The sequence below is a fragment of the Streptomyces sp. NPDC002276 genome (assembly GCF_053891435.1).
This window is the reverse complement of the sequence record NZ_JBSFCQ010000002.1, coordinates 372,829-397,471: the sequence shown is the minus strand read 5'-3', so window position 1 is coordinate 397,471 and position 24,643 is coordinate 372,829. Positions and strand designations below refer to the sequence as shown.

Sequence of the window (24,643 nt, the reverse complement as noted above, 5' to 3'; positions counted from 1 at the left end):
GCCCCCGGCCGCCTTGCGGCGCCGGGGGTTCTGTCGTCCCGGTGTCGTCTCGGTATCTCCTCGGGTCTCCCCTCAGGCAGTCGCCGAGCGGTACTTCCGCACCGCCAGCGTCCGGAATATGAGGATGATCAGGAGCGAGTAGATCAGTGAGGCCCACACCGGGTGCACCATGGGCCAGGCGTCCGAGGGCGACTGTCCCGGGTTGGCGAAGAGCACCCGGCAGGCCTGCACGGTGGCGCTGAACGGGTTCCACTCGGCGATGTGGCGCAGCCACGGGGTCATGTTGCTCGTGTCCACGAACGCGTTCGAGATGAACGTCACCGGGAAGAGCCAGATCAGTCCGCCGGAGGTGGCCGCCTCGGGTGTACGGACGCTGAGCCCGATCAGGGCGCCGATCCAGGTGAACGCGTACCCGAGCAGGAGCAGCAGCCCAAAGGCACCGAGGACCTTGCCAGCGTTGGTGCCCCCGTCCGAGCCGACCCGCCAGCCGACCAGCAGGGCGACTATCGCGAGGACCAGGAGAGTCAGCGCGGTCTGCACGAGATCGGCGAGCGTCCGCCCGGTCAGCACCGCGCCGCGCGCCATCGGCAGCGAGCGGAACCGGTCGATGAGGCCCTTGTGCATGTCGTCGGCGATGCCCGCGCCGGAACTGGCGGTGGCGAACGTGACAGTCTGCGCGAAAATGCCCGCCATCAGGAAGTTCTTGTAGTCGGTGGCGCTGGTGCTGCCACCGATCTGCATGGAACCGCCGAAGACGTAGGTGAACAGCACCACGAACATGATGGGCTGGATGAGCCCGAAGATCACCATCTCTGGCAAGCTTGTCCGCCCGTCCAGGCCAGGTTGCAACTCGGGGTGGTGCCACATGCTTCACCGACCGCGCCGCAATCGCAGACTCGTTCGGGCTCCATCGTCACCTGCGCAGCGGTGAACTTCGGATCAACGGCACCCGTGACCAGCATCCGAGGCAGCACGTACGAAGGCGGCACAGGAACCGCCGGATAGGGCTTCAGAGCCTCCAGGGCGGCTTGATACTCCCCAGAGTCGAACCAGTGATGGACGCGCCTGTACAGCGACACGTAGGCCCGTCCGCCGATTCGCTCGCACCCGCTGAACTCGTTCCACGGTTTCCCCGTGCGCAGCTTCTCCAACATCACGTCGAACGCACCACGTACGTCCTTCCACTGCCGGGTACCCGACAGGATCTTCTTGGCCTTGTCCCACATCTCGTCTGTCAGCTGCACCGGGACCGGGACGTCGTTCTCTCGGTGCCACTCCGTGATGGGGTCGACGAGACCCTTGTGTCGAGGAACCCCCTTGTCCAAGATCTGAACCTGGATGTCAAGCAGCTCCAGAAGATCCAACTTCAGGTCCAGGGTGAAGTTCTCCGGCGACATGTCGATGCTGTCGACCGCGTGGAGCAGTTCCCTGGCCCGCTCTTCCTGAGCCTCCGCATCGCCCAACCAGTCCGCCACACGTTCGCGCTCCTGAAGCAGTTCCTCTTCTTGCTGCCTGAGTTCCGACTTCAGCTCATCAATCAGGGCGGTGTCATCGGCATCGTCCTCGGCGGAAACCAGAAGCAAAGCGATCTTGCGCTTACGGCTCGACCGCTTCTTCTCAAGCTGCTCGTCCAGCTCGGCCAGTCGGCGACGATAGGAAGCAGCGCGCTCAGGAACACTTCCCAGCCACTTGGCAATCGGTGCGTGCAGCTTCGTCCTGTCTTCCAACAAACCTTCAATTTCGGCCCAGACAGCCGATTCGACATCCTCAACCGGAAGCTCCCAGCAATCCTCATGCCTCGGGGACGCTCCCCCTTCGACGCGGTTCCCCATACAGCGGTAGTAACGTCCGGTGGCAATACTGCTGCCGGTCCGGTGCGCCCCGCAGACACTGATGATGCGGTTGGACAACAGGTATCGAGAGTGCTTGCCCTTAGCGCGCTTGCCCCGGTTGATGACAACACGCAGTGACTCAATGCGTTCCTCAGGCAGTGGTTTCGGAACGTCGATTCGGAAGGTCGTGGTGATCGGGTCGCCGTCCTCGTTCTCGCCCGCGAAGACGAACTCCACGTAGCCACGAAGGCTGGCCTCAATGCGCCGGCCGAGATTTCCTCCGGCCCACGGCTTTCCGTTGCGCTGGGTGTAACCGAGAGCGTTGAGGTGCCGGGCTGCATCCTCCTGCGTCACAGGTTCAGGCGAGTCGATCATGAAGGCTGCATACGCCTCGATCTGCTTGACCTCATCGGGGTTGAGCACGGGGTTTCCGTCCGCGTCGAGCATGACGCCGAAGGGCGGCTCACCCAGTGGCCAGCCCCCAGCGGCAGCCTTCTGCATCCGACCGCCCAGAGTGCGTTCAAGAATCAGGGCGTGCTCAACCTCGGCCATGTAGGCGAGAAGAGAGAGTTGGATGCCGAACATGTCGTCGTCGGAGTCGATGCGGCCGTCACCAGTGGCGACGCGGACGCCGTAGTCAGTGACGTCGTAGACCCAACGGTGGATGTTCTTCATGGTGCGGCCGATCCTGTCGAGCTTGCCGAAGACAACCAGGTCGACCTTCCCGCCCATGATGTCGGCGGTCAGACGGTCCAGATCGTCACGCTTGGCCAGCTTTCCGGATACGCCGCCATCCACGTACACATCGACGACCACGTGCTTCTGTCCACGTAAGGCGTACGCAAGCCAGGCCCGGCATTGATCTTCCTGGACCTTCAGGCCGTAGCCTTCCAACTGTTGCGCTGTGGAAACACGCAGGTAGATAGCTACACGGATAACGCCCGCACTCCGACGCCCGCGCATGACGGTACTCTTCCCCATGTCAGTCCCTTCGCGACTGGCAGGCCGGTCCTTGACTGGCCTGGTCCCAGAGGGCGGCAACCCTCTGGGACCTACATGTGATGTCCCGTCAGGATACCGCCCTGTTTCTTACTCGGCAGGCGTTTTCCGGCAACTTCCGTTGTTCTTAGATCTGTTGGACAGCCGACCGAACAAGATCTCCGCTAAGCGCCGCTCTTCGGATTCGCCCCACTCAACAGCGCGCCAGCGAGATACGACTTCACCGGTCGGCGGTTGCGTTCTCTTCTTCGCGCAGCTCATTTCTCCACCCCCGCTCGGCCAACTCTTCGCGGACGAACTCGCGGTTTTGGGCCAAGTCCTCTGCGATTCCGGCGGCGAGTTGGGCCGCGCCAGGGGTGTGGCCGGAGCCGATATAGCGCCAGTTGGCTTCCGTGACTGTGCTCTCTCCCAAGTACGTGTCATTACCTCGGTGCGCGGCACGGTCGGCACGCAGTGCTGCGTAGGTGGTGGAGTAGGCGCGGGATTTGGTGAGGATGTGGCCTCGGTAGCCGAGGGTGTGGGTCCAGGCGCGCAGGTTGAGCGGCTCGTACTCGGTCAGGCCGCCGAGACTCCAGCAGGCACGCATGAGGCTGCGGACATGAGGGGTCACGGGTGCAGTACCGATGTCGGACCCGATGGTGACCTTGTGGTCGAGGCCGGCGCCTGTCTCGCTCGCGCCTTTGGTGACGTACTTGGCCACGTAGGCGGCCACTGCGTCATCGTCGGGTCCGTCGCCATCAGCGCGCAGCGGTCGAGCGTCGACCTGGGCGCCCCAGCGCAGGGAGAATTCGCCCACGGCCGGGCTGTAGACGGTGCGGACCAGAACCCGCCGGGCTGAGACGCGCACGGCGTCGGTGAGCAGTTCCGCAGTGCCCCAGGCCGGGGGTTCGTCGTCCGACCCGTTCGGGCCGTCGAGGCGGACAACAGCGTGAACGTGAACGGCCGCCCGTTTCTGGTACTCGGCGATGCGGGCGAAGGACAGGCGGGCATGCGCCGCGAAGCAGGACTGAACGATGCCGGCCGCGGAGGCCAAGCGCCGCCGTACGTCGATGACGAAGCGGTCCCACAGCTTGGAGGCGTGCGCGTGCCAGAGCACGTGGGCCGGGTAGTCGTAGCAGTCAGCGCACAGCGGTTGGCCGACGACTGGCGCGTCCGGGGCGTGGACGGTGGTGCAGCCGAGAAGACGCCCGTGTTCGCAGGTGCCGCCGTCGCGGCGGGGTCGGCACTGTTCGCCAGCACGGTGGACCGAGCCAAAGGACGGGGCGGTGAGGGTGACGAAGAGGCGAGGGCGGTTGCGGACGGTGGCGGGGATGTTCTTGCCGCCGAGCAGGCCCGCGCGGACCAGGTGGAAGGTGTCTCCGGCGTGCAGGTGGGAGCAGGGGGCGCAGACGGTTGCGCGTCTGTTGCGGCATCGGACGAGGAGGCGTTCGCCGGGTTCGGTGCGGGTGTCGTAGTGGTGGAGGATCTCGCCGGTCGTGCCGTCCACGGTGGTGGTCGAGCCGGAGAGATGGACGGGGTGGGTGCAGCCGCCGGTTGCGATGATCTGCTCTATCCGGCGAGGGAACTTGGGGTCTTGGGCGATGCGGATGGCGTCGCGGTCTGCTTCGGAGAGCTGACGCAGACGCGCTGCGCGGTCGAGGACAGCGCGCCTGCCAGCCGGAGTGAAGTCCGGGGTGATGGTGGTGACCTTCCGGGGTGGGCCGCCGAGGCGGCACGGTGGGTGGTTGGTGGCGCGTGGTCGGTCATGGGGATCGCTCCCTTGGCTGGTTGGGCGTGGTGCGGTGGGTTCAGCGGATGGTTCCGGTGCCCCGGCAGACGCGGCAGCGCCGCAGTCGTCCGGTCCAGGTCCTGCGGGCTCCGTCGCCCTTACAGAACGGGCACCTCACGCGAGACATGGGCATGGTGGTGGGTCCCCTCTGCTCAGGTGTGGGAGAAGCCGCCGATGAACCAGACGACGAGTCCGTGGATGGTGAAGACCACGGGGGTCTGGCCGAGGTAGACGCCGAAGAGGCCGACGCAGATCGCTTCCCAGACCCGTATGTCGCGGGAGCGGACGAGCAGGACGGTGATGATCCCGAAGATCACCGCGAACGTGAACGCCGTACCCTCGCTGATCACATCTGCACCGGTCACTTGTCCTCTCCTTCCAGCGACGTGAGGGCGCGGTCCAGGGCGGGCAGGTGCGGGGTCATGCCGGAGTACTTGCGGGCCGTCGACATGGCCTCTTGCGTCGTTGTCAGGTGGGAGCGGGCGCGGCTCCAGCCGCCGTCCGGGCCCGTGCACACGGCCACGCCCCGTTCCTCCACCGTGATCGTCTGCGCAACGGCCACAGCGTCTTTGTTGAGGTCGCCGAGGGTCATTTCGGCGGTGCCGGGGTCGTTGACGCGGTGGCAGATCCGGCCGCCGAGTTGGGCGCGCAGAGCGGTGACGCCGGGGCCGAGGTCGGAGCCGACACGTTGGCCGGCGACGACCAGGTGCAGGCCGAGCGCGGCCCCGAGTTGTCCCATCCGCAGCAGGAGCGTGGAGCACTGTTCGGCTTCCACCTTGCTCTCCCGCGTCCCGTCAGACAGGTACAGCTCTGCGATCTCGTCGACGATCACGACCACGGGTATCGGGCGGAGCTTGTCGGGCAGTTCCCAGATCGAGCGGACACCGGCCGTCCGGCAGGCGCTCATGCGGTCGTGCATGTCGACGACGAGCGCGGACAGGATGGCGACCGCTTCGCGTCGACAGGTCGCCAGCGCCGTCAACCGCTGGGCGAACAGGCCGAGTTCCATGCCGCCCTTGCAGTCGATGCCGACCAGCGCGACCGGTTGCGGGGCGAGTTGGGTGATGAGCCGGGCCAGCAGGGTGGACTTGCCGGAGCGGGTAGCCCCGGTGATCAGCCAGTGCGGCACGAGGCGCAGGTTCATCACCCAGGCGCCGCCGGATTCCAGGGCACCGATGAGCGCGGACAGTAATTCGGCCGGTGCGGTGGCTAAGCCGGGCCGTTGCAGCGGATCTGTGGCCATGGCGGTCAGCAGTACGAGGCCGCGTTCGGGCGAGGTGACCCGGACGGCGTGGACTCTCCACGCGTGGACGAGTGCTTCGGCCGCCTTCATGTAGGTCATCGGGGTCTGTCCCGCGTGCAGCCGCACGGTCACGGTCAGCCCCATGCGGGTGGCCCGGGGGAACGAGGTGCGGGGTGCCACTGGCCGTACCGGGTCGCCCTTGACGATCAGGTGTCCGACCAGGGTGCGGCCCGGGAGCTTGGACACGGAGAGGTCGTTGAGCAGGGCGACCCGGCGCCAGGTGAACAGCACCCGCCACGCGCTCACCGGATAGCCGACGAGGTACCAGTGCCAGGCCGGGCGGTGCCGGCGCACCAGGTCACCGACGACCAGCAGCCAGGCCAGCACGGCCAGGGCGAAGGCGAGCAGGATCGGTCCCATCACGCGTCACCGCCCTTGGCCTGCGCCGCCGGGGTGCCGTGGACGGGTGTGATGGCGTCTGCGCGGAAGCTGACGCCGTGCCGGTCGCCCATCGACCACATGAACGCGGTCAGCCCAGTGACCTTGACGATCTGTCCTTCCTGGATGCCTTTCGGTTCGCCGCTGATGGCGATCTCGATGACGGAGATGCGGCGTCCGTCCTGGCGGACGGTGACGGCGATGGTGTAGACGGGGTTGCCGTCCCGGTCCTTCTTGACCTCCTGTGTCTCGAAGTTGCTGATCTTCGTTTCGGGCGCGATGGCGCACCGCAGTACGCCCAGTCGCGCCGTGTCCACGGGAATGGACTGCATTGCTTGGCCTCCTTGGCCAGTCGGTACGCCTGACATATTCAGACGTCACTTGTCCTTATGAGTTACGACTATGGAGCCCTGTACGGCGAGAGTGCAAGTGCTTATGCTGACGAGTGATGTCGCGCGTGCGACGTGACTATGACCTCGACCCGGAGATGCCGCCATGTCGGAGATCCAGCGCCCCGGAGCCCTCTACCAGCAAGTCGCCGCCGTGATGCGAGAAGCGATCCTGTCCGGCGAGTTCACTCCGGATTCGATGCTGCCGTCCGAGGCCCAGCTCATGGCCCGTTACGGGGTCTCCCGCCCCACCGTCCGCAACGCGATTGCCGCCCTGCGCGCGGAAGGTCTGATCGATGTTCGGCACGGCAAGGGCAGCTTCGTGCGGACGGACGGACAGCCCGCGCTCACCCTCGAACGCCGCATCACCCACAGCAGCGAGGGCAAGTTCGTGATGCCCAACGGCGACATCTGGCAGGAGACCGAACAGCCGAGTACGTACCGGACTCACACCACCAAGGAGACCGGCCGCCTCCTCCAACTCGACCAGGAGGAAGCCCTGTTCGGCTGCGATCGGCTGCTCACCGACCCCGCCACCGGAACACGTGTCATGCACCGCACGCTGATCCCGTTCGAAGTGGCCGAAGCCGTCCCGCTGCTCGGACAGGAGCCGTGCAAGCCTCCGGCAGCGATCTACTGGGTCCTCACCCAGGCCGGCCACAAGCTGACGTGGACCGAGACCGTACGCGCCCACATGCCGCTGCCCGACGAGCGCACCGCCCTCCAACTCCCCGACGCGACCCCGGTCCTGCACGTGACCCGCACCGCGCACGGCACCGATGACCGCCGCCTGATCCTCGAAGAGCTGCGCGTCGGGGCGGACCGCGCCGAACTCGCCTACCGGATCACCGCCGACAAACAGCCCACCCGACGCACCCGCACCTGAGCAGCAACGGCGATCGGTCGAAACAGTCTTCGCTTCCTCAAGGGCGCGCCTGCGGCGCGCCGGGGCGCCCGGCCGCCCCGGCCGGGCGTGCGGCGTGGCCGCCGGTCCCGTCCGGACGGCAAGCGCCCCGCACGGCAGCACGCCAGAGGAGTTGACGCGTCGAACGGCCTTCGTGGGCAGGGGTGTTGGGGGCTGGGGATCGCCGGGTGCCGAGACTTTAGGCAGCTCCCATGGGGCGAGCCTCGAAGAACAGGGGGCCGATCGGGCTGAACGCGGGCCGGCTCCAAGAGACTGCCCGATCCGCCGGCGAGCGTAAGGCCCCCTGTTCACTCGCCCCATGGCAGCTACCGCCCAAAGTCTCGACACCCAGCGACGTGCCCACGTACCGCGCTCACCAGCGGAAAGACCGCTCACCGCGCACCGCCGTCGCCGTCCACGAGCGCCTCCAGGAGACCCGCCAGCCGGTCCACGGCACCGGGCCAGCCCGCCACCCGCACGACACCGCGCCCCTCCTCATTGGTCGAGGCGACGGCCCGTAACTCGGACAGCTCGAACCCCACACCGAGGAACACCCGGTTCACCTGATCAGCAGACTCCCGCGCTTCACGCCAACCCGCGATGTAGTCGACACCCGACACCCACAGCCCGAAGCCCGCCCCCACAACGTCGCCGAGTCCATCGCTCAGCCAGTTCTCACCCGCGCCAGACACCTTGCCCACCTCTGCCCTGATCTAGGTAACGGATCGTCAACTTCTTTTCAGCCAGGGCCAGAACGCAGCACGGCGGCCCCGGTACCATCAGGCACCGGGAACCGCCGTGTTCCCAGCCGGGCCACCCGTTCGCTTACCAGGGCAGTGGGTGGCCCGGCCTATATGGGGGATGTGAAGCGCGGCCCCTCATACGGGAGGGGAGCCTCCCGAATGTCCGGGAGACCGCGCCCCTTTGATTGGCCGGAGTGGTCAAACTCCGGCCGGTAACCGGATCGCCGCCCGCTCCCGATCGCGAGGGAGCAAACAGGGGCGGTGACCCGGCGCTTGTCAGGCCGAGTTCTCAGCCCACAGCCGGTCGAGGTCGAGGCGACACCACACGGTCTTGCCTCCCTTCACACCGGGCGACCACCACACCGCGTCAGCCAGCCGCTGAACGATCAACAGCCCGCGTCCTCGCTCCGGCAACAGCGCCTCTGAGAAGTCACCCGCCAGCTCCGGTGAGATCCACTCGCCAGCCGCCAACTCAGGCGGGTCCGAGTCCTCATCCGAGACGCCGATGACCAACACCTCAGGCACCGTCATGAGCGACACGTCGATCCTCCGCGAGGCACCGGGCGTGGCCAGGGCGTCATCCGGCACCGCGTGATGCACAACGTTGCCGACCAGCTCCGACACGATGAGCTGAGCGTCGACAACCGCGTGCTCCAACCCCCAGGTTCGGAGGTAGGAGCCCACCGTGTCGCGCGCAGCCTTGGCGCAGCCGGAGTCCTCGGCGTAGAGAGTGAGCGCCCGGAAGTGACCGTTGGACGGGTCGTGCACTGACCGGCGCGGAGCACCCTCCGCCGAGGTGTTCGCCGGGTGTTTGCCGTGTCGCACTTCCACCGCGTTCCCTCCCGCGCGCCGACGGGCCCTGTGACCCGCTGATCTGTGTCGACCAGTGAACGGCTCGGGAGGCTCAATCGGCAGTGTCCACCTGGGGGTTCATGTGAACACCGGCAAACGCAAAGGGGGTTCAGCAATGAACCCCCCAGGGCGTTACTCCTGTGACACGATGAATACTCGCCGTCATTCTCGGGTTGGCAGAGCATGAACCGAGAACCAAACGCGCAGTTGATCGCGGTCATGGACGAAGCGAAGGTCTCGAACAAAGGCCTTGCGAAGCGCATGACAGACGAGGGCGCCCAGCGCGGCATGACCCTGGGAACAACGCACGTCGCCGTGAAGCGCTGGCGAGAAGGCGCAGGCATCAGGCCGCAGACAGCGGCACTCCTGGCAGACGTTCTCTCGAACAAGCTCCGCCGCCGCATCACCCCAGGCGATCTCGGCTTCTTCGACCACACCAAGTCGACGCCCCCGGAGCCCGTTGGCTACCCGAGCACCGTTCCCGACGTCCTGTCCGTTCTCGACGGACTCACCCACGAGCACGCCGACGCTCCCGCTTCGAGCCCACTGGCCGTCGCGGACGCCGACCTCAACTCCGCCGTCCTGTCATGGATGATCGCGCGTCCCGACGGCATCCAGGCCGACAGACCCGATCACCGACGCGTCGGCATGCGCGACGTCCGCGCGATCAGAGAAGCTGCCAGCCTGTTCATGCAACTCGACTTCAAGTACGGCGGAGGCCACGGCCACAAGGCACTACGCCACTACTTCCGCGAAGACGTATTGCCGCTGCTGAACGCCAGCTACAGCGAGAAAGTCGGCACCTCGTTATTCGGCGCAGCAGCCGAGATCTCCCAGTTACTCGCGTGGACCGCGTACGACGTCGGAAACCACCGACTCGCCCACCGCTACCTGACCTCAACGCTGCGCCTGTCCCAGGTCATCGACGACCGCATGTTCGGCGCCCGCATCCTCGGCAACCTCAGCCACCAGGCCAACTACCTAGGCAACCACGCCCAAGCCATCCAGCTGGCCCGCGCCGCCGTCGAGGGTGCCAAAGGCCGAGCAACCCCGCGTGTCATGGCGCTAAGTTCGGCGATGGAGGCCCGTTCCCTCTCCAACGCAGGCGACCCCATCGCGGCAGGGCGCGCCATGAACGAGGCCGAACGCCACTTCGAGCGCGCCGACACCGCCGAAGACCCGGCATGGCTCGGCTACTTCGACGAAGCAGAGCTCATGGGCGAACTCTGCCATTGCTTCCGCGACCTCAAGATGCGCCGAGACGCCGTCGCCCAGGCCCAGCGCGCCGTGGACAGCACCGACCCCAAGTACGCCCGAACCCTGGGCTTCTGCCGCATGGTGCTCGCCCAAAGCCAGCTACTCAACGGCGAGCTGGAAGCCGCCGTCACCACCGCGAGCCTCGCAGTCGACGGCGGCGACTCCCTCCAGTCCAACCGCTTCCAGCGCTACGTGACCGACTTTCAGAACGAAGTAGGCTTGCACGCGGCGAACCCCACGGTGGCCGCCTTCAACGAGAAGGTGCGCGACGCGCTCGACCGCTTGGACGAGGACGACGAGTAGCCCCTACCAGGGCCGCCAGTCCCGAGGCCCGTCGTCATCGCGCAGACCTGCGATACGCCGGCGGTACTCGGCCGCCGTCCTCTCGTCCTCCTGCACGTTCTGCATCAGCCACGTCGTCATACCGAACTCTTGAATCCCCCGCAGGATCTTGTACCCGTCCCAGTCGTGCAGGTCCCGCCCATACGCGCTCACGAAGTCGGCGTACTGCTCGTCGGTCTGCCACCCAAGGCTGTAGTGCTCCACAGCCGTAACCATGAGATCCCACTCAGGATGGTCGTAGCAAAACATCTCGAAGTCGATCAGAAGCACGCGGCCCTGGTCGTCCACCATGAGGTTCTGCACGTGAGCGTCCCCGTGTACCGGCCCCTTCGGCGTCTCGAACCGCAACTCGGCGTACTTGTCTTGCAGTTCGCGCCAGCGCTTCCGCAAGAAGGACTTGTCGTCGTCGGGGATCACCGCCCGGTCAAGCCGCAGTGCTTGCTTGTCGAAGGGATCGTACGGCGGCAGCACGAGCCCCTCGGGCACAGTCAGCGTGTGCAGATCCCGCAGGATCCCGCCCAGTTCCCCGTACTCCGCCTTGCGGTCCCCTTCGACGATCAGGTGCCAGAAGGTCACCGGATGGCCGGCGATCAGAAGAGGCTGTTCCAGGTCCCCAACGATCCGCGCCGCCGGGAACCCTTCCTCAGCCAGCCACTGCGACACGGCCACCTCGGTACGGGCTTTGGGCAGCCACTCTTCACCCCGTGCAACGCGCACGATCACCGGCACGAAGGCCAGCCGAAACAACGCGTTCTCCCCGAGGCGGATCAGTTCTGCACCTCTGTCGTCGAGCCCTGCGGCCCGGCACGCGGCGACCATCACCCGCGTAGCCCTCGCCGACGTGAACCCCTCTTCCGTGCGAGCAGCGTCAACCGCCATGCCCGTACCAGCTCCCCTAGTCGCGCGCGATCAACCAGCGCACGCCCACGGGTGACCAACCCGACGCACGCCGGACACGACCATGACCGTACCCACCCGCGGACGACGGAAGCGACTGGGGACACAGTCCCCGAGTGCTAGCCCCAAGCATCTACAGAACGGCCAGCACTCTGCGGCCGGTCATGGGGCCTTTGGAGCATGTAAGCGCTGTGACGCTGTCAATCTTCGCCGTTGGCCGAAGACCAAGGCTGAGGTGTTTCTTCCGCTTCGGGAGAGCATCCCGACTCCGAAGCACCAACAACGACAAACTCATGACAGTACGACGTGAAGACGGCACCATGACTACATGCGATTCGATCTGAACAGGCTCGGCAACCGAGAATTCGAACATCTAACCCAATCCATCGCCGTCGCCGAGCTTGGCCCCGGGGTAGGAGTCTTTGGGTCTGGTGCCGATGGCGGGCGAGAAGCAACGTTCGACGGACCTGTACCCATCAACACGAACGGGCATCACTGGAATGGGTACGGAATAATTCAAGCGAAATACAAAGAATTCCCTACTCTTCCCAAAGATAATGCAACATGGCTCATCGAGGAAATTAATGAGGAGATGAAAGGATGGAGTAAGAGGAAAGAGGCCGGGAGGAAAATTCCTAAGTATTACATCGTTTCCACAAACGTCAGGCTCTCTCCGCGAGACGACGGCGGGATCGATAGAGTTGACGAATGCCTAAAGGGACACGCGAGGAGGGTCGGGTTCGATGGGTGGCTCATTTGGCATTGCGACACCATTTCGACCTTCTTGGTGAACAACAGAGACATTCGCATTTCCTACTCCTCTTGGGTGACGCCAGGCGATGTCCTTGCCCAGGTACTGTCAGACCAAAATGACTCCGCGAGCGAAATCCCTGAAGCCCTAAAATCATTTACTGCGAAGGAATTAATTCGGGGCCGATACGTTAACCTTGACCAAGCCGGATCTGCTGATGATCGAAGTGTAGCTCTAGCTGAAATCTTCATCGATCTGCCATATCAGCCATGGTCCGGCATCGAAGAAGCAGGATCCAAAGGATCCCTCAAAGCTCTAAGCTCGATCATCAGTGCTGCCGATGAGAGTGACGCACTGAAGGAGGAGCGCGGAACCGTGAGGGGTACCAATAACAGTCAAAGGCTGGTTCTGGTTGCAGGTCCAGGACAGGGAAAAACGACCCTCACACAGTTCGCCTGCCAAATGTATCGTGCGGCCCTCGTAACCGATACCCCAGCAGCGAAGTTCGGAAAGGTCAAAGTCGCATGTGAAAAAATCTTCGGCTTGATGAAGCAGGAAGGTTTGCCTCGACCCAAGAATCGGCGCTGGCCAGTAAATATTCAGCTAACTCGACTAGCGGATTCTGTAGCAAGGGGAGAAGCTCAATCCGTCCTGGGATACCTTGCCAATACGATCACTGAAAAGACCACCATCCCCATTAGCGCCCATCAACTCCGAAGTTGGCTAGCTACCTACCCATGGTTCGTGGCGCTCGACGGTCTGGACGAGGTGCCGGCCGCCAGCAATCGGGGTGAGATCCTCTCTCTAATTGACGACTTCCTTATCGATGCAGCGTCCGTGAGCGGTGATGTCTTCATCGTCGCCACAACTCGGCCACAAGGCTACACCGATGAATTCTCGCCTCAATACTATAAACATCTTCAGCTCACTGCCCTGAGTAAAGAAATTGCGATGAGCTATGGAAGAAAGTTAGCTATCGCCCGACATGGAATGGATAGCGACAGGACAGATCAGCTAATCGAGAGACTCGACCGGGCATCCGACGAGTCTGCCACTTCGCGCTTGATGACTACACCACTTCAAGTCACCATTCTAGCGGTCTTGCTGGAGAGGGTCGGGCAAGCCCCAAAGGACAGATATAACCTATTCGCTGACTACTATCGAGTCATCTACGAAAGGGAACTTGAAAAGCCTAGCCAAGCCAGCTCACTGCTAAGAGATCACCGTTCCGACGTTGATGCAATCCATGCTCAAGTAGGCCTTGTATTGCAAACTCGAAGCGAGAATTCTGGAGAAACTCATTCAACACTTTCAGCAGATGAACTTAGACAGATTGTGCAGGGTCGACTGAGGGCAGAAGGCCACAAAGGTGAATCGCTACTTTCTCTATGCGATCAAATAATTCAGGCCGCTACAGACAGACTAGTCTTCCTGGTTTCGAGCAGATCCGATGAAATTGGTTTCGAGATCAGATCTCTTCAAGAGTTTTGGGCAGCGCAGGGAATTATGCAACGGCCCGAGAATAGGATTCCTGACACTCTGCGACTCATCGCTTCCAGCTCGCACTGGCGGAACACAGTTCTCTTCGCTTTGGGGCATATCTTTTCCAGGCGAGAAAACCTCCGAGAAACAGTTATCTCTCTCGTGGCAGAATTGAATAGTCATTCAGTCGAGCACGAGGAAGTAAAAAAGGCGACTCTTGCAGGGTCACGCCTTGCCGTCGCGATACTCTCGGATGGAATGGTTCGCTCACCCATCTACCTACAGTCGCTAACGGATCAAGCAGCAGAGCTTTTGCAGCTTCCGCCAGATACCGATGTTCGCCGCGTACCACATTGCATTCCTGCAGATATGACAGGCGTAGTGGCCCGGCTAGCCGAGAATAGGCTGTACAGGTCAGTCAAATCTGACGATTCCAGTTTGCTATATTGCCTGAGTGTCCTAGCGTGCCGCGATGACCTAACCGATGAGACACGGAATACATTGGAAAGTTTCATCGCGCCTCTCTACTCGGCTCTGACAGAGAATTCCAAGTGCCAACTCATGGCACTTGCCTATGCGACAGAGAATTCGAGGCTTCGAATTCTGACCCAGAATTGCCTAGTGGACGCACCGTTGCCTCGTGTAGTGGAGGCCATTGCAGAAAACAGAGTCCGCAGGACCCGTTCCCTTCTGCGGGAGCGTCGTTCGCTTGGCGAGCCGGAGTGGGTAAGGGCGTTCCAGGCAGCAGTACGTAGGCGCCCCAAAAATTCGATTCCTTCATCGGCAGAGGCAGATTCCCTCGGGTTCTCTGGGCGGCTAGTTTCAATCAGAGAGCCGCAGGAACCATGGTTGCGCCTTTCTCGTTCAAATCCACCTAAAACCACACTGGTTCATGACCTCGGAAAGTTTCTTTTGGATCCCGGAGCAACTTCCCTCAGTGAGTTCCTGAGGTCAGCCGCCCATCGACCGCAAGATCTTCGGGCAATCGAGAGCACACTTCCATGGGTTGTAACTCAAGTGCTCCGCGAAGAGCCGAACATCGCAGAAGCATCTCAGGCTGCTGGAATGGGAAAGTACGGCGATCTCCAGGATTGGGAGCTCCTAGAGGATTCATGGGTTGGGCACATCGACTGGCGAATTATGCTGAACGACATGAAGGGATATTTTGAGAATGGAACGAAATTTTATCCCCTAGGGTCGGCAGTTGGCTCGTTCAGAATCCCTCATGACCAACCTGAGGTAGTTGATACACTTAGGGAAATCTTCGGTGACTACGCGAGACTCCGTCCACGGGTAACTGGCATTCAGCAATCCTTCGCGTCATGGCTTCTCATCTTGCTTTACGTCGCTGTGCATTCACAGCGAGGGCTCGTGGAGGAGATTGGCCCCAGTGCGATTCAGCTGGTGACTAAGGATGCACGCCAAGAGAGGTACGCGAATTTGGGGTGGATTGAATCGATTTCCCCCAACTTGATTCATCAATGGCGCGGATGTCTAGATGCTGCTGGCCGCCTCACAGGCGAAACCCACGTAGCCCTCTCTCGCGAAAAATCCGACTCGATTATTTCCTTGTGGCAGCAAAACCCTGAGAGTTGGGGATTGGGGCGCCTTGCTATTAAGGCAAACTCTCAGGAGGCGTCACTTACCCGGAGAACAGAGCGCTTGGATCTTCAGCAATCGAATGCATCCCTCTCCTCTGAAGCCCAACGCACCAGTACTCTTATGGCAGCCGTCTTCGGCTGCCTCAATTCTAGGGAAGACGTACGTTCTCTCAGCGATGAGGTATTGCATCTTCTGCAATCCCCTCATCGCGAGTTCGCGATAGAGGGCATCCGCAGTGTTCATCCAGATAAGTCGCATCTAAGCCGAGTGCTATGCTTGATGCTCGCCGAAGGAATCTCGGATGAGTACGATCTGCGTCAATTGCTAATCGAGCGTCTGGTGGAGTCTTTCGGTAAAGATCCGAGCAACATGAGTGAGATTGACTGAGCTCCTTCGAGTTGCTTACCCATCAGGTGACGGTTCCGAAGCGCAACCGGCGAGGCCCCGGGCTGTTGATCGAGGTGGTCGACGTCTCACCGCACTGCCCAGGGTCCCTTTAGCTCATCTATCCCAGCGTACTCAACCTGTCGTATGCGCTCGTGGCGTGTGATGGCAATTCTCGGTAGGCAAAGCCATCAACTAGCCGTCCTTCGGTACTTGCGAACCGCGAGCGTACGGAAAAGAACGATGATCAGGACCGAGTAGATCAGCGACGCCCACACCGGATGCTGCATCGGCCACGCGTCGGACGGGGACAGCCCAGGGTCGCCGAAGAGCTTCCGGCACGCCTGCACAGTCGCACTGAACGGGTTCCACTCCGCGATGTGCCGCAGCCAAGGCGTCATCTTGCTGGAGTCCACGAAGGCGTTCGAGATGAACGTCACCGGGAAGAGCCAGATCAGCCCACCGGACGTGGCCGCTTCCGGCGTGCGCACCGACAGACCGATCAGCGCGCCGATCCACGTGAACGCGTATCCCAGAAGGAGCAGCAGGCCGAAGCCGCCCAGGATCTTCCCGAAGTTGGTCGGGTCCACGGAGCCGGGGCGCCAACCTACGATCAACGCGACGATCGCGAGGACGAGTAGCGTCAAGGCCGTCTGCGCGAGATCCGCGACGGTCCGTCCAGTCAGTACCGCACCACGCGCCATGGGCAGGGAACGGAAGCGGTCGATGAGGCCCTTGTGCATGTCGTCGGCTATGCCGGCCCCGGAACTGGCGGTGGCGAACGTGACGGTCTGGGCGAAGATGCCGGCCATCAGGAAGTTCTTGTAGACGTCCAGGTTCGTGCTGTTGCCGATCTGCATCGAGCCGCCGAACACGTAGGTGAACAGCACCACGAACATGATTGGCTGGATCAGGCCAAACAGGATCATCTCGGGAATCCTGCTCATCCGAATCAAGTTCCGGCGAGCCATGACCAGGGAGTCGTTCACAGCGCTCACTTGACCTGCTCCTTCAAGGAGTTGGGCCGCCGGTCTCGGATGCTCGGCGAGGTGCAATCTGATCGATGCGCGCGAACAGGATTCGGAATCCGGGACATTCTGATCAGGTTGCGCTTGGCGACGACCAGGGAGTCGTGGACGGACTGGCCCAGCGCGCTGCTCGGTGCCGCGATCGGCACGGCGTCGGTGACGGCACTCACTTCGCGGCCTCCTTCTTGTGCTTGCGGTCCTTGGTGTCCGGGGCGGTGTCCGCGCCGTTGTCCTCGGTCTTCTCCTCGGCCAGGTGGCCGGTCAGGGAGAGGAACACGTCGTCGAGGGTGGGGCGGCGCAGGCCGATGTCGTCGATCTCGATGCCCTCGGTGTCCAGCTCGCGGATGATTTCGGCGAGTAGCTTGGCTCCGCCGGAAACGGGCGTGGTGATCTTGCGGGTGTGCTCCTCGACGGCGGTGTCGCCCTTGCCGAAGCCGCGCAGACTGTATTTGTCCAGGAGGGCGGAGGCGATCTCGATGTGGTCGCGCTCGTGCACGACGACCTCGACGCGCTCGCCGCCGGTGCGGGCCTTGAGCTGGTCGGAGGTACCGCGGGCGATGACCTTGCCGTGGTCGACGACCGCGATGTCGTGCGCGAGATGGTCGGCCTCTTCCAGGTACTGCGTGGTCAGGAGAAGGGTCGTGCCGCCGGAGACCAGCTGCTTGATGACCTCCCACAGCATCTGGCGGTTGCGCGGGTCGAGGCCGGTGGTCGGCTCGTCCATGAACATCACGGGCGGGGAGACGACCAGGGCCGCCGCGAGGTCGAGCCGACGGCGCATGCCTCCGGAGTAGGTCTTGGCCGTACGGTCGGCGGCGTCCGCGAGGTTGAACTGGTCGAGCAGTTCGTCGGCCCGGGCCTTCGCGGCCTTGGCCTTCATCTGGTAGAGCTGGCCGACCATTTGCAGGTTCTCCCTGCCGGTCAGGTACTCGTCGACCGCGGCGAACTGGCCGGAGAGGCCGATGGAACGCCGTACCTCGTTGGGCTGCTTGAGCACGTCGAGGCCGGCCACGGTCAGCTTGCCGCTGTCGGGGCGCAGCAGGGTGGTCAGACAGCGGACGGCGGTCGTCTTGCCCGCGCCGTTGGGCCCGAGCAGGCCCAGCACGGTGCCCTCGGGGACATCGAGGTCGACGCCGTCCAGAGCTTTCACATCGCCGAAGGTTTTCACCAGGCCTTCGGCATAGATGGCGCCTGGCATATCAGTCTCCACGTCGTCGGGGATTCTTCGAAAAGCCTAGGTTTGCGCAGGATGCTCCGCCTCCCGTTTTTCACAGGAACGGCACAGCGAGACACACCATAACGCGATGTATCGCGTCTCTCAATGGATTTTCTCGAACGAGTGACGGAACAGGTGACGAACAGGCCCTGACCTCGGTCAATGGGCCTCAGGCGACAGACCTCAGTCGATGACCGTGTACCCCGCGTCGCGCAGGGCCTGACCGACCTCGGCGCAGTGCACCGGCCCCTTCGTCTCCAGGTGCAGCTCGACCTCCACCTCGGTGAGCCCGAGCCGTGGGTCGGTCCGGACGTGGCTCACATCGAGGACGTTAGCGTCCGCCACTGACAACACCCCCAGAAGCGTCGCGAGGGCCCCCGGCCGGTCCGTCAGACGCAGCGTCACGGCCAGGTAGCGGCCCTGCGCGGACATGCCGTGGCGCAGGATGCGCTGGAGCAGCAGCGGGTCGACGTTCCCGCCGGACAGCAGCGCGACGACCGGTCCCTCGAAGCTCCGCGGATCGCTCAGTAGCGCCGCGACCGGGCTGGCACCGGCCGGTTCGACGACCAGCTTGGCCCGCTCAAGGCACAGCAGCAGCGCGGTGGACAGTTCGTTCTCGGTGACGGTGCGGACCTCGTCCACCAGATCGGCGACGATCGCGAACGGCACGTCGCCGGGCCTGCCGACCTTGATGCCGTCGGCCATCGTCGCCGGGTGCTGGATCGACACCGGGCGTCCGGCCGCCAGCGAGGGCGGAAACGCGGCGGCGCCCGCCGCCTGCACGCCCACGATCCGCACGTCGGGCCGCAGCGCCTTCACGGCGACCGCGACACCGGCCGCGAGTCCCCCGCCGCCGATCCCGACGACGATCGTGCGCACCTCGGGGCACTGGTCGAGGATCTCCAGGCCGACCGTGCCCTGGCCCGCGATGACGTCCGGGTGGTCGAAGGGGTGGATGAACACCGCGCCCGTCTCGTGGGCGTACTCCTGCGCGGCGGCCAGCGTCTCGTCGACCACGTGGCCGTGCAGGCGCACCTCGGCGCCGTACTCCTTGGTGGCGCTGATCTTCGGGAGGGGCGCGCCCTTGGGCATGAACACCGTGGAGCGCACGCCGAGGAGTGCGGAGGCGAGGGCGACGCCCTGGGCGTGGTTGCCGGCGCTCGCGGCGACGACTCCGGCGGCGCGCTCCTCGGGGAGCAGTCCGGCGATACGGACATAGGCGCCGCGCAGTTTGAAGGAGCCCGTGCGCTGGAGGTTCTCGCACTTGAAGTGCACCGGTGAGCCGACGAGCTGGGTGAGGTGCCTGCTGCCTTCCATCGCGGTCACCCGCGCCACGCCCGTGAGCATCTTCTGGGCGCCGCGTACATCGTCGAGGGTGACGGGTCGCAAGGAGTCAGCCGTGCTGTAGCTCATGACTCAAGCATCGCAGTTCACAGGCGCCCGCCACTGTTGTGACCAAGCTCCGAGACTGGTTTGCGCAGCGCCGGTACGGGCCGCGTTCCATCCGCGTACCCTGTCCCCCAACCCAGCACCCCCTTCATGAAGCGAGCCCCCGGCCATGCCCACAACACCTGAAATGTCGATGGACATGACGACCGTCGGTGAACCCGGTCTCCTCGACACGCTGCAGCACGAGGTGGCGGTCTTCGCGCGCCGTGCCGAACAGACCCGGCTCGGCGGAGTCGGACAGGTGCGCAACTCCATGGACCGCGCCGCGTATCTGCTGCTCAACCGCCTGGACAAGGAAGGTCCGATGGGCGTCAAGGCGCTCGCCGCGAGTATGGGGATCGACTCCTCGACGGTCACCCGGCAGGTGGCTCCGCTCGTCGACACCGGGCTCGTCAAGCGCACCTCGCACCCCGAGGACGGCCGCGCGGTGGTGTTGCAGCTGTCCCCGCGCGGGCAGTCGCGGCTGGAGGAAGTCCGGTCGTCCAGGCGTCAGTTGATGGACGAGTTGACACACGACTGGGCGCCGGAGGAGCGCGAGGCGTTCTGCACGCTCCTCACACGCTTCAACAGCGCCCTCTCCGCGCGGATGGCGATGCCGGGCAACGAGCCGTCGTCCGCTTCCTGATCCCTCGGCGCGTCGGGCACACGCGCGTGGTGCCCGCCTCCCGCCCCTTCGTACCGAACTCTTGACCTCACGACGGCCCTGGCCTCATATGAAACCGGGTCCATCAGGTGGGAGGGCATGGTGCGTGAACGGCAGGTGTCCCAAGGCGCCCGCCGGGCCCGTGAGTTCGAGGCGTTCGTCGCGGGCGCGGCAGGGCGGCTCCTGCACGCCGCCACCCTGCTCACCGCGGAGGCCGCGGACGACAACCCGCGCGCGCAACGCCTGCTGGCGCTGTCGCTGGCCCACACGTACGCGTGCTGGGACCGGCTGCGCGGCGAGGACCCGTACGACCGTGCCCGGCAGTATCTGGCCAGCCGCTTCGCGCGTGCGGCCTGGCACCAGTACGGCGGTCTCGGCCGGGGCCGCGCGCACCCCGACAGCCCGTTGGGCGCTCTGGCGCCCCAGGAGCGGCTGATCGTGGTCCTCAGGTTGTACGAGGGGGTCGCGGAGGAACAGGCCGCCGCACTGCTCGGGCTGCCCACGGAACGGGTCCGGACGATCTGCGAGCGGGCGACGGCGCGGCTGCTGCATCCGCCGCGCCCTCCGGTGCCGAAGGTGGCGAAGGCCGAGGTGGCTCCGTCATGAGGTCGCTGGACGGGGGTACGCGCGCGTGAACAGGCCCGAGCGGGAGGCGGCCGTACGGCGGATCATGGATCGGACTCCGCCGCAGGTGCCGCCTGAGCTGTACGCGGACGTGGTGCGCCGCGGCGGCCGGATGCTGCGTCGGCGGATGGCCGCCCGGCGGCTGATGTGGATGCTGATGTGCGCGGCGGTGGTGGCGTTCACCGTGTGGGCGCTGATGGCGCATCCCTGGGTGGAGCCGCCGTCGGAGACGACTCCACCGCTGACGGGCTGGTGAGAGCGGGTTCTAGCCGAGCGCCTGCCGCAGGTCCTCCAGGAGGTCCTGCACGTTCTCGATGCCCACGGAGAGGCGTACGAGGTCGCCGGGGACCTCCAGGGCCGAACCGGCGACGGACGCGTGCGTCATGCGTCCCGGGTGCTCGATCAGCGACTCGACGCCGCCCAGGGACTCGCCGAGCGTGAACACCTTGGCGCGGTTGCAGACCTCGACGGCCGCCTCCTCGCCGCCCTCGACCTGGAAGGAGATCATGCCGCCGAAGGACCGCATCTGCTTGGCCGCGACCTCGTGACCGGGGTGCTCCGGGAGGCCCGGGTAGAGAACGCGCGTCACGCGCGCGTGCCGGGTGAGCATGTCGGCGACCTTGGTGGCGTTCTCGCTGTGCCGGTCCATGCGGACCGACAGCGTCTTGGCGCCGCGCAGCACCAGCCAGGAGTCGAAGGGCCCGGCGACCGCGCCCATCGCGTTCTGGTGGTACGCCAGTTCCTCGCCGAGCGCCTCGTCGGCCGCGATCAGCGCACCGCCGACCACGTCCGAGTGGCCGCCCATGTACTTGGTCAGGGAGTGCACGACGACGTCCGCGCCGAGGGCCAGCGGCTGCTGGAGGTAGGGCGTGGCGAAGGTGTTGTCGACGACGAGCCGCGCGCCCGCGTCCCGGGCGATCTGCGCGACGACCGCGATGTCGGTGATGCCGAGCAGCGGGTTGGAGGGGGTCTCCACCCAGACGACCTTGGTCTTCGGGGTGATGGCGGCCCGTACGGAGGCCGGGTCGCTGGTGTCGGCGACCGACCATTCGACGCCCCACCGGGAGACGACCTTCGCGAACAGCCGGAACGTGCCGCCGTACGCGTCGTTCGGGATGACGACGTGGTCGCCGGGGCTGAGCAGCGTACGCAACAGGCAGTCCTCGGCCGCCAGTCCGGACGCGAACGCGAGACCTCGGCGACCGCCCTCCAGGGCGGCGAGGTTCTCTTCCAGGGCGGTCCTGGTGGGGTTGGCGCTGCGGCTGTACTCGTAGCCGCCGCGCAGACCACCGACGCCGTCCTGCTTGTAGGTCGAGACCTGGTAGATCGGGGGGACGACCGCGCCGGTGAGGGGATCGGCGGTGTTGCCCGCGTGGATCGCGAGGGTCTCGAAGTGCTGACTGATGTGCCTGTCGCTCATGGGGCCGAGCGTAATGCGCTCGCGGGGTGTACGACGATCCGGAGGTTTTCCACAGGGCGGTGGGGCGGAGCGGTGGTGGTTTTCCACAGGGCGGTGGGCCGGGTTGGCCAATTGTCGGACGCGTCTGGTTCGCTTGAGGCATGGAGATTCTCTGGGTCCTGATGGCGCTGCTCATGATGGGCTTCGTGCTGATCCCGTTCCTGCGGCGCAGGCGCGGGGCGATCGAGCAGGTCTCGCCGGGCCATCCGGACGCCGCGGACCCGGCGACCTACGGCTTCGTGCGCGAGGAGGAGCTGGACGTCCGTATGCCCGGCCCCGACCAGGACCTGCTGGACGTCCTCGACCTGGTGCAGCGCACGCAGGACTACCGCGCGGCGATGCAGTTGCTAGCCGGCACCGAGATCACGGGCGAGCTGCGCTGGCAGCGGGTGCAGGCCTTCGCGGGCGCCGCCTCGCTGGAGCTGCGGCAGCGGCCCGGCGGGGTCAGCGAGACGCCGGGCGGGCAGTGGCTGCGGGTGTGGCGGGCCGAGCATCTGAAGGACGCGGGCGGCGCGGCCGTGCACGCGGAGTTCCTGGTGCAGCAGGCGTGGCGTACGTCGACGCGGGGGACGGACGAGTTCCGGATCATCATGGAGGAGGCGAGGGACGCCTGCGGGCAGGCGGCGCTGCTCTCCCCCGGTGACCCGGTCCCGTACATCGTCGAGTTGTCGGTGGCTCGTGGACTGGCGTATCCGCAGCCGGAGTTCGAGCAGCTGTGGCTGAAGGTCCTGGACCGTGCGCCGGCCCACATGGGGGCGCATCTGGCGGCCCTGCAGTACTGGTGCGAGAAGTGGCACGGTTCGCGCGCGCTGGCGAACTCGTTCGCGGAGGCGGCCGCCGCGCGGGCCCCGCAGGGGTCGCTGCTCGCCGCGATGCCGCTCTTCGCGGTCTTCGAGCACCTCCCCGAGGTGAATCTGGTCAGCAGCTTCTACCAGAGCGAGGTCGTGGAGAAGGCGATCCACGGCGCGCTGTTCGCCGTGCACGCGGCCCGCCCCGACGACCCGATGCTGGCGCACGTCCGCCATCTGCTGGTGTTCTTCCTGGTCCGCGCGGAGCGCTGGTTCGAGGCGATGAACCAGCTCATACACATCGACGGCCATGTCGGGGCCCTTCCCTGGACGCTGTCGCCCGATCCGGCGGCGGAGTTCGCGGTCTACCGGGCGCTGGCGGTGGCGGGCTACGAGGCGAACGGCGGGAGTCCGGCGAGCCTGCCGCACTGACGGCGGTGCCGGAATTCTCGATGCGCCCCGCCCGTTGACACTTCGGCCCCGGACCCACCCCGAGGCCCGTTGGGAGAGCGCATGTTCCTGCACAGCCGTACACCTCAGCTGCCGACCCCCGAGCAGGCTCTGCGGGGCCGGCCGGAGCGGGTGTTCGCGGTCCCCGACCGCCATGTCGTCCTCGGCACCCCGCTGCTCGGCCCCTACCCCGAGCATCTGGAGATCGCGGACTTCGGGCTGGGCTGCTTCTGGGGTGCCGAGCGCAAGTTCTGGCAGCTCCCGGTGGGTGTGTGGACGACGTTGGTCGGCTATCAGGGCGGCTACACGGAGAACCCGCACTACGAGGAGGTCTGCTCTGGCCTGACCGGCCACACGGAGGCGGTCCGGGTGGTCTACGACCCGGCGCTGATCTCCTACGAGAAGCTGCTGAAGACGTTCTGGGAGTCCCACAACCCGACCCAGGGTTTCCGCCAGGCCAACGACGTGGGCACCCAGTACCGCTCCGCGATCCACCCTCACACCCCCGCGCAGTCAGCCGCGGCGGAAGCCTCCCGCAAGGCCTACCAACAGGTCCTCACCCGCTCAGGCTTCGGGACGATCACCACGGAGATACTGCCGGCGGAGGGGCGGGCGTTCTATCCGGCCGAGGGACATCACCAGCAGTACCTGGCGAAGAATCCGGCGGGGTACTGCGGGATCGGCGGGACCGGGGTGTCCTGCCCGACGGGTGTCGCTCCGACGCCGAAGGCCACGGACACGGCCACGAACACGAACACGGAGATGTAGGCCCGAGGTGCTGATGAGCCGTGGGACCGGCCGGCCGCACGGCGCCGCAGTCGGCGCTCCCCGTCACGGGGAGGTGTCGTCGTTCGTCTGCGTCCGTTGGGCGGCCGAGTGTTGATGTCGTCTCCATCATGACAGCTCGGAGGCCGTTTTCGTAGGACCGATCGCACAGGTCAGCAGCCTTGTCCGGCCCCTGCCCCGGCTCTCAGAATCGCTGTCATGGATCACGCGGAAAAGGTCGATCATGACGAAGTAATGCGGGCGCGGACGATCTTGCTCGGATCGGGACGACTGAGCGTCGGCCAACAGGTCGAGGCGTACCGAGTGCTTGCGGTGGT

Annotated in this window: 22 protein-coding genes; 8 read left to right on the top strand and 14 right to left on the bottom strand. The window is 65.1% G+C overall.

All coding sequences use genetic code 11. The features are described from left to right. Positions 1-72 precede the first annotated feature (72 nt). From ACWIHT_RS06915 to ACWIHT_RS06890, 6 genes are all read right to left on the bottom strand, one after another. The gene (locus ACWIHT_RS06915) at positions 73-867 is read right to left on the bottom strand and encodes an ABC transporter permease (RefSeq protein WP_456165181.1); all 795 of its coding nucleotides are present in this window, start codon (positions 865-867) and stop codon (positions 73-75) included. After that, complete coding sequence (locus tag ACWIHT_RS06910) at positions 804-2,813, bottom strand: recombinase family protein (RefSeq protein ID WP_456165179.1); 2,010 nt, start codon at positions 2,811-2,813, stop codon at positions 804-806. The genes ACWIHT_RS06915 and ACWIHT_RS06910 overlap by 64 nt, the downstream gene beginning before the upstream one ends. Positions 2,814-3,051: 238 nt before the next feature. Further along, complete coding sequence (locus ACWIHT_RS06905; protein WP_456166007.1) at positions 3,052-4,452, bottom strand: replication initiator; 1,401 nt, start codon at positions 4,450-4,452, stop codon at positions 3,052-3,054. A gap of 299 nt (positions 4,453-4,751) precedes the next feature. Next, positions 4,752-4,949 carry a hypothetical protein gene (locus ACWIHT_RS06900; RefSeq protein WP_456166005.1) on the bottom strand — a complete coding sequence of 66 codons (198 nt, stop codon included), beginning with the start codon at positions 4,947-4,949 and terminating at the stop codon, positions 4,752-4,754. A gap of 11 nt (positions 4,950-4,960) precedes the next feature. After that, complete coding sequence (locus tag ACWIHT_RS06895) at positions 4,961-6,262, bottom strand: FtsK/SpoIIIE domain-containing protein (protein WP_456165177.1); 1,302 nt, start codon at positions 6,260-6,262, stop codon at positions 4,961-4,963. Continuing rightward, positions 6,262-6,612: an SCO3933 family regulatory protein gene (locus tag ACWIHT_RS06890; protein ID WP_456165175.1), complete on the bottom strand. Its 351-nt coding sequence runs from the start codon at positions 6,610-6,612 to the stop codon at positions 6,262-6,264. The genes ACWIHT_RS06895 and ACWIHT_RS06890 overlap by 1 nt, the downstream gene beginning before the upstream one ends. Positions 6,613-6,775: 163 nt before the next feature. Between ACWIHT_RS06890 and ACWIHT_RS06885 the strand changes: the two genes are divergently transcribed. Then, positions 6,776-7,555: a GntR family transcriptional regulator gene (locus ACWIHT_RS06885; protein ID WP_456165173.1), complete on the top strand. Its 780-nt coding sequence runs from the start codon at positions 6,776-6,778 to the stop codon at positions 7,553-7,555. Positions 7,556-7,965: 410 nt separating this feature from the next. On the opposite strand, the gene ACWIHT_RS06880 is transcribed toward ACWIHT_RS06885, so the two are convergent. Together ACWIHT_RS06880 and ACWIHT_RS06875 are read right to left on the bottom strand one after the other, a co-directional pair. Further along, complete coding sequence (locus ACWIHT_RS06880) at positions 7,966-8,265, bottom strand: hypothetical protein (RefSeq protein WP_456165171.1); 300 nt, start codon at positions 8,263-8,265, stop codon at positions 7,966-7,968. Between the two features lie 327 nt (positions 8,266-8,592). After that, a complete protein-coding gene (locus ACWIHT_RS06875) occupies positions 8,593-9,084 on the bottom strand; it encodes an ATP-binding protein (protein WP_431251562.1) in 492 nt (163 codons plus the stop codon). Between the two features lie 267 nt (positions 9,085-9,351). Here ACWIHT_RS06875 and ACWIHT_RS06870 point away from each other — a divergent pair, with 267 nt between their 5' ends. Beyond that, positions 9,352-10,728 carry a sporulation protein gene (locus ACWIHT_RS06870; RefSeq protein ID WP_456165169.1) on the top strand — a complete coding sequence of 459 codons (1,377 nt, stop codon included), beginning with the start codon at positions 9,352-9,354 and terminating at the stop codon, positions 10,726-10,728. A 3-nt stretch (positions 10,729-10,731) separates the two neighbouring features. Here ACWIHT_RS06870 and ACWIHT_RS06865 read toward each other — a convergent pair whose 3' ends face one another. Next, a complete protein-coding gene (locus ACWIHT_RS06865; RefSeq protein ID WP_456165167.1) occupies positions 10,732-11,646 on the bottom strand; it encodes an aminoglycoside phosphotransferase family protein in 915 nt (304 codons plus the stop codon). Positions 11,647-11,992: 346 nt separating this feature from the next. Here ACWIHT_RS06865 and ACWIHT_RS06860 point away from each other — a divergent pair, with 346 nt between their 5' ends. Beyond that, a complete protein-coding gene (locus ACWIHT_RS06860; protein ID WP_456165165.1) occupies positions 11,993-15,886 on the top strand; it encodes an NACHT domain-containing protein in 3,894 nt (1,297 codons plus the stop codon). Positions 15,887-16,074: 188 nt separating this feature from the next. Here the strand turns inward: ACWIHT_RS06860 and ACWIHT_RS06855 are convergent, their stop codons facing one another. From ACWIHT_RS06855 to ilvA, 4 genes are all read right to left on the bottom strand, one after another. Further along, on the bottom strand, positions 16,075-16,854 hold the full coding sequence (locus tag ACWIHT_RS06855) for an ABC transporter permease (protein ID WP_456166003.1): 780 nt from the start codon (positions 16,852-16,854) through the stop codon (positions 16,075-16,077). Between the two features lie 23 nt (positions 16,855-16,877). Continuing rightward, positions 16,878-17,081, bottom strand: a complete 204-nt coding sequence (locus tag ACWIHT_RS06850) for an integral membrane transport protein (protein WP_456165163.1) — start codon at positions 17,079-17,081, stop codon at positions 16,878-16,880. Next, positions 17,078-18,109, bottom strand: coding sequence for an ATP-binding cassette domain-containing protein (locus ACWIHT_RS06845; RefSeq protein WP_456165161.1), 1,032 nt, complete (start codon positions 18,107-18,109; stop codon positions 17,078-17,080). The genes ACWIHT_RS06850 and ACWIHT_RS06845 overlap by 4 nt, the downstream gene beginning before the upstream one ends. A 201-nt stretch (positions 18,110-18,310) precedes the next feature. Next, positions 18,311-19,540, bottom strand: a complete 1,230-nt coding sequence (gene ilvA / locus ACWIHT_RS06840; RefSeq protein ID WP_456165159.1) for a threonine ammonia-lyase — start codon at positions 19,538-19,540, stop codon at positions 18,311-18,313. 163 nt (positions 19,541-19,703) lie between these two features. Between ilvA and ACWIHT_RS06835 the strand changes: the two genes are divergently transcribed. The 3 genes from ACWIHT_RS06835 (at position 19,704) to ACWIHT_RS06825 (ending at position 21,099) form a co-directional block, all read left to right on the top strand. Continuing rightward, a complete protein-coding gene (locus ACWIHT_RS06835; RefSeq protein ID WP_201049884.1) occupies positions 19,704-20,201 on the top strand; it encodes a MarR family winged helix-turn-helix transcriptional regulator in 498 nt (165 codons plus the stop codon). 120 nt (positions 20,202-20,321) lie between these two features. Beyond that, positions 20,322-20,825 carry a sigma factor-like helix-turn-helix DNA-binding protein gene (locus ACWIHT_RS06830; RefSeq protein ID WP_456166001.1) on the top strand — a complete coding sequence of 168 codons (504 nt, stop codon included), beginning with the start codon at positions 20,322-20,324 and terminating at the stop codon, positions 20,823-20,825. Between the two features lie 25 nt (positions 20,826-20,850). Next, positions 20,851-21,099: a hypothetical protein gene (locus tag ACWIHT_RS06825; RefSeq protein ID WP_456165157.1), complete on the top strand. Its 249-nt coding sequence runs from the start codon at positions 20,851-20,853 to the stop codon at positions 21,097-21,099. A 9-nt stretch (positions 21,100-21,108) separates the two neighbouring features. Here the strand turns inward: ACWIHT_RS06825 and ACWIHT_RS06820 are convergent, their stop codons facing one another. Further along, positions 21,109-22,263 carry a cystathionine gamma-synthase gene (locus ACWIHT_RS06820; RefSeq protein WP_456165155.1) on the bottom strand — a complete coding sequence of 385 codons (1,155 nt, stop codon included), beginning with the start codon at positions 22,261-22,263 and terminating at the stop codon, positions 21,109-21,111. Between the two features lie 140 nt (positions 22,264-22,403). Here ACWIHT_RS06820 and ACWIHT_RS06815 point away from each other — a divergent pair, with 140 nt between their 5' ends. Both ACWIHT_RS06815 and msrA read left to right on the top strand, forming a co-directional pair. Further along, the gene (locus tag ACWIHT_RS06815) at positions 22,404-23,522 is read left to right on the top strand and encodes a hypothetical protein (RefSeq protein WP_456165153.1); all 1,119 of its coding nucleotides are present in this window, start codon (positions 22,404-22,406) and stop codon (positions 23,520-23,522) included. Between the two features lie 81 nt (positions 23,523-23,603). After that, a complete protein-coding gene (msrA, locus tag ACWIHT_RS06810; RefSeq protein WP_456165151.1) occupies positions 23,604-24,308 on the top strand; it encodes a peptide-methionine (S)-S-oxide reductase MsrA in 705 nt (234 codons plus the stop codon). The last annotated feature ends 335 nt before the right edge of the window (positions 24,309-24,643 follow it).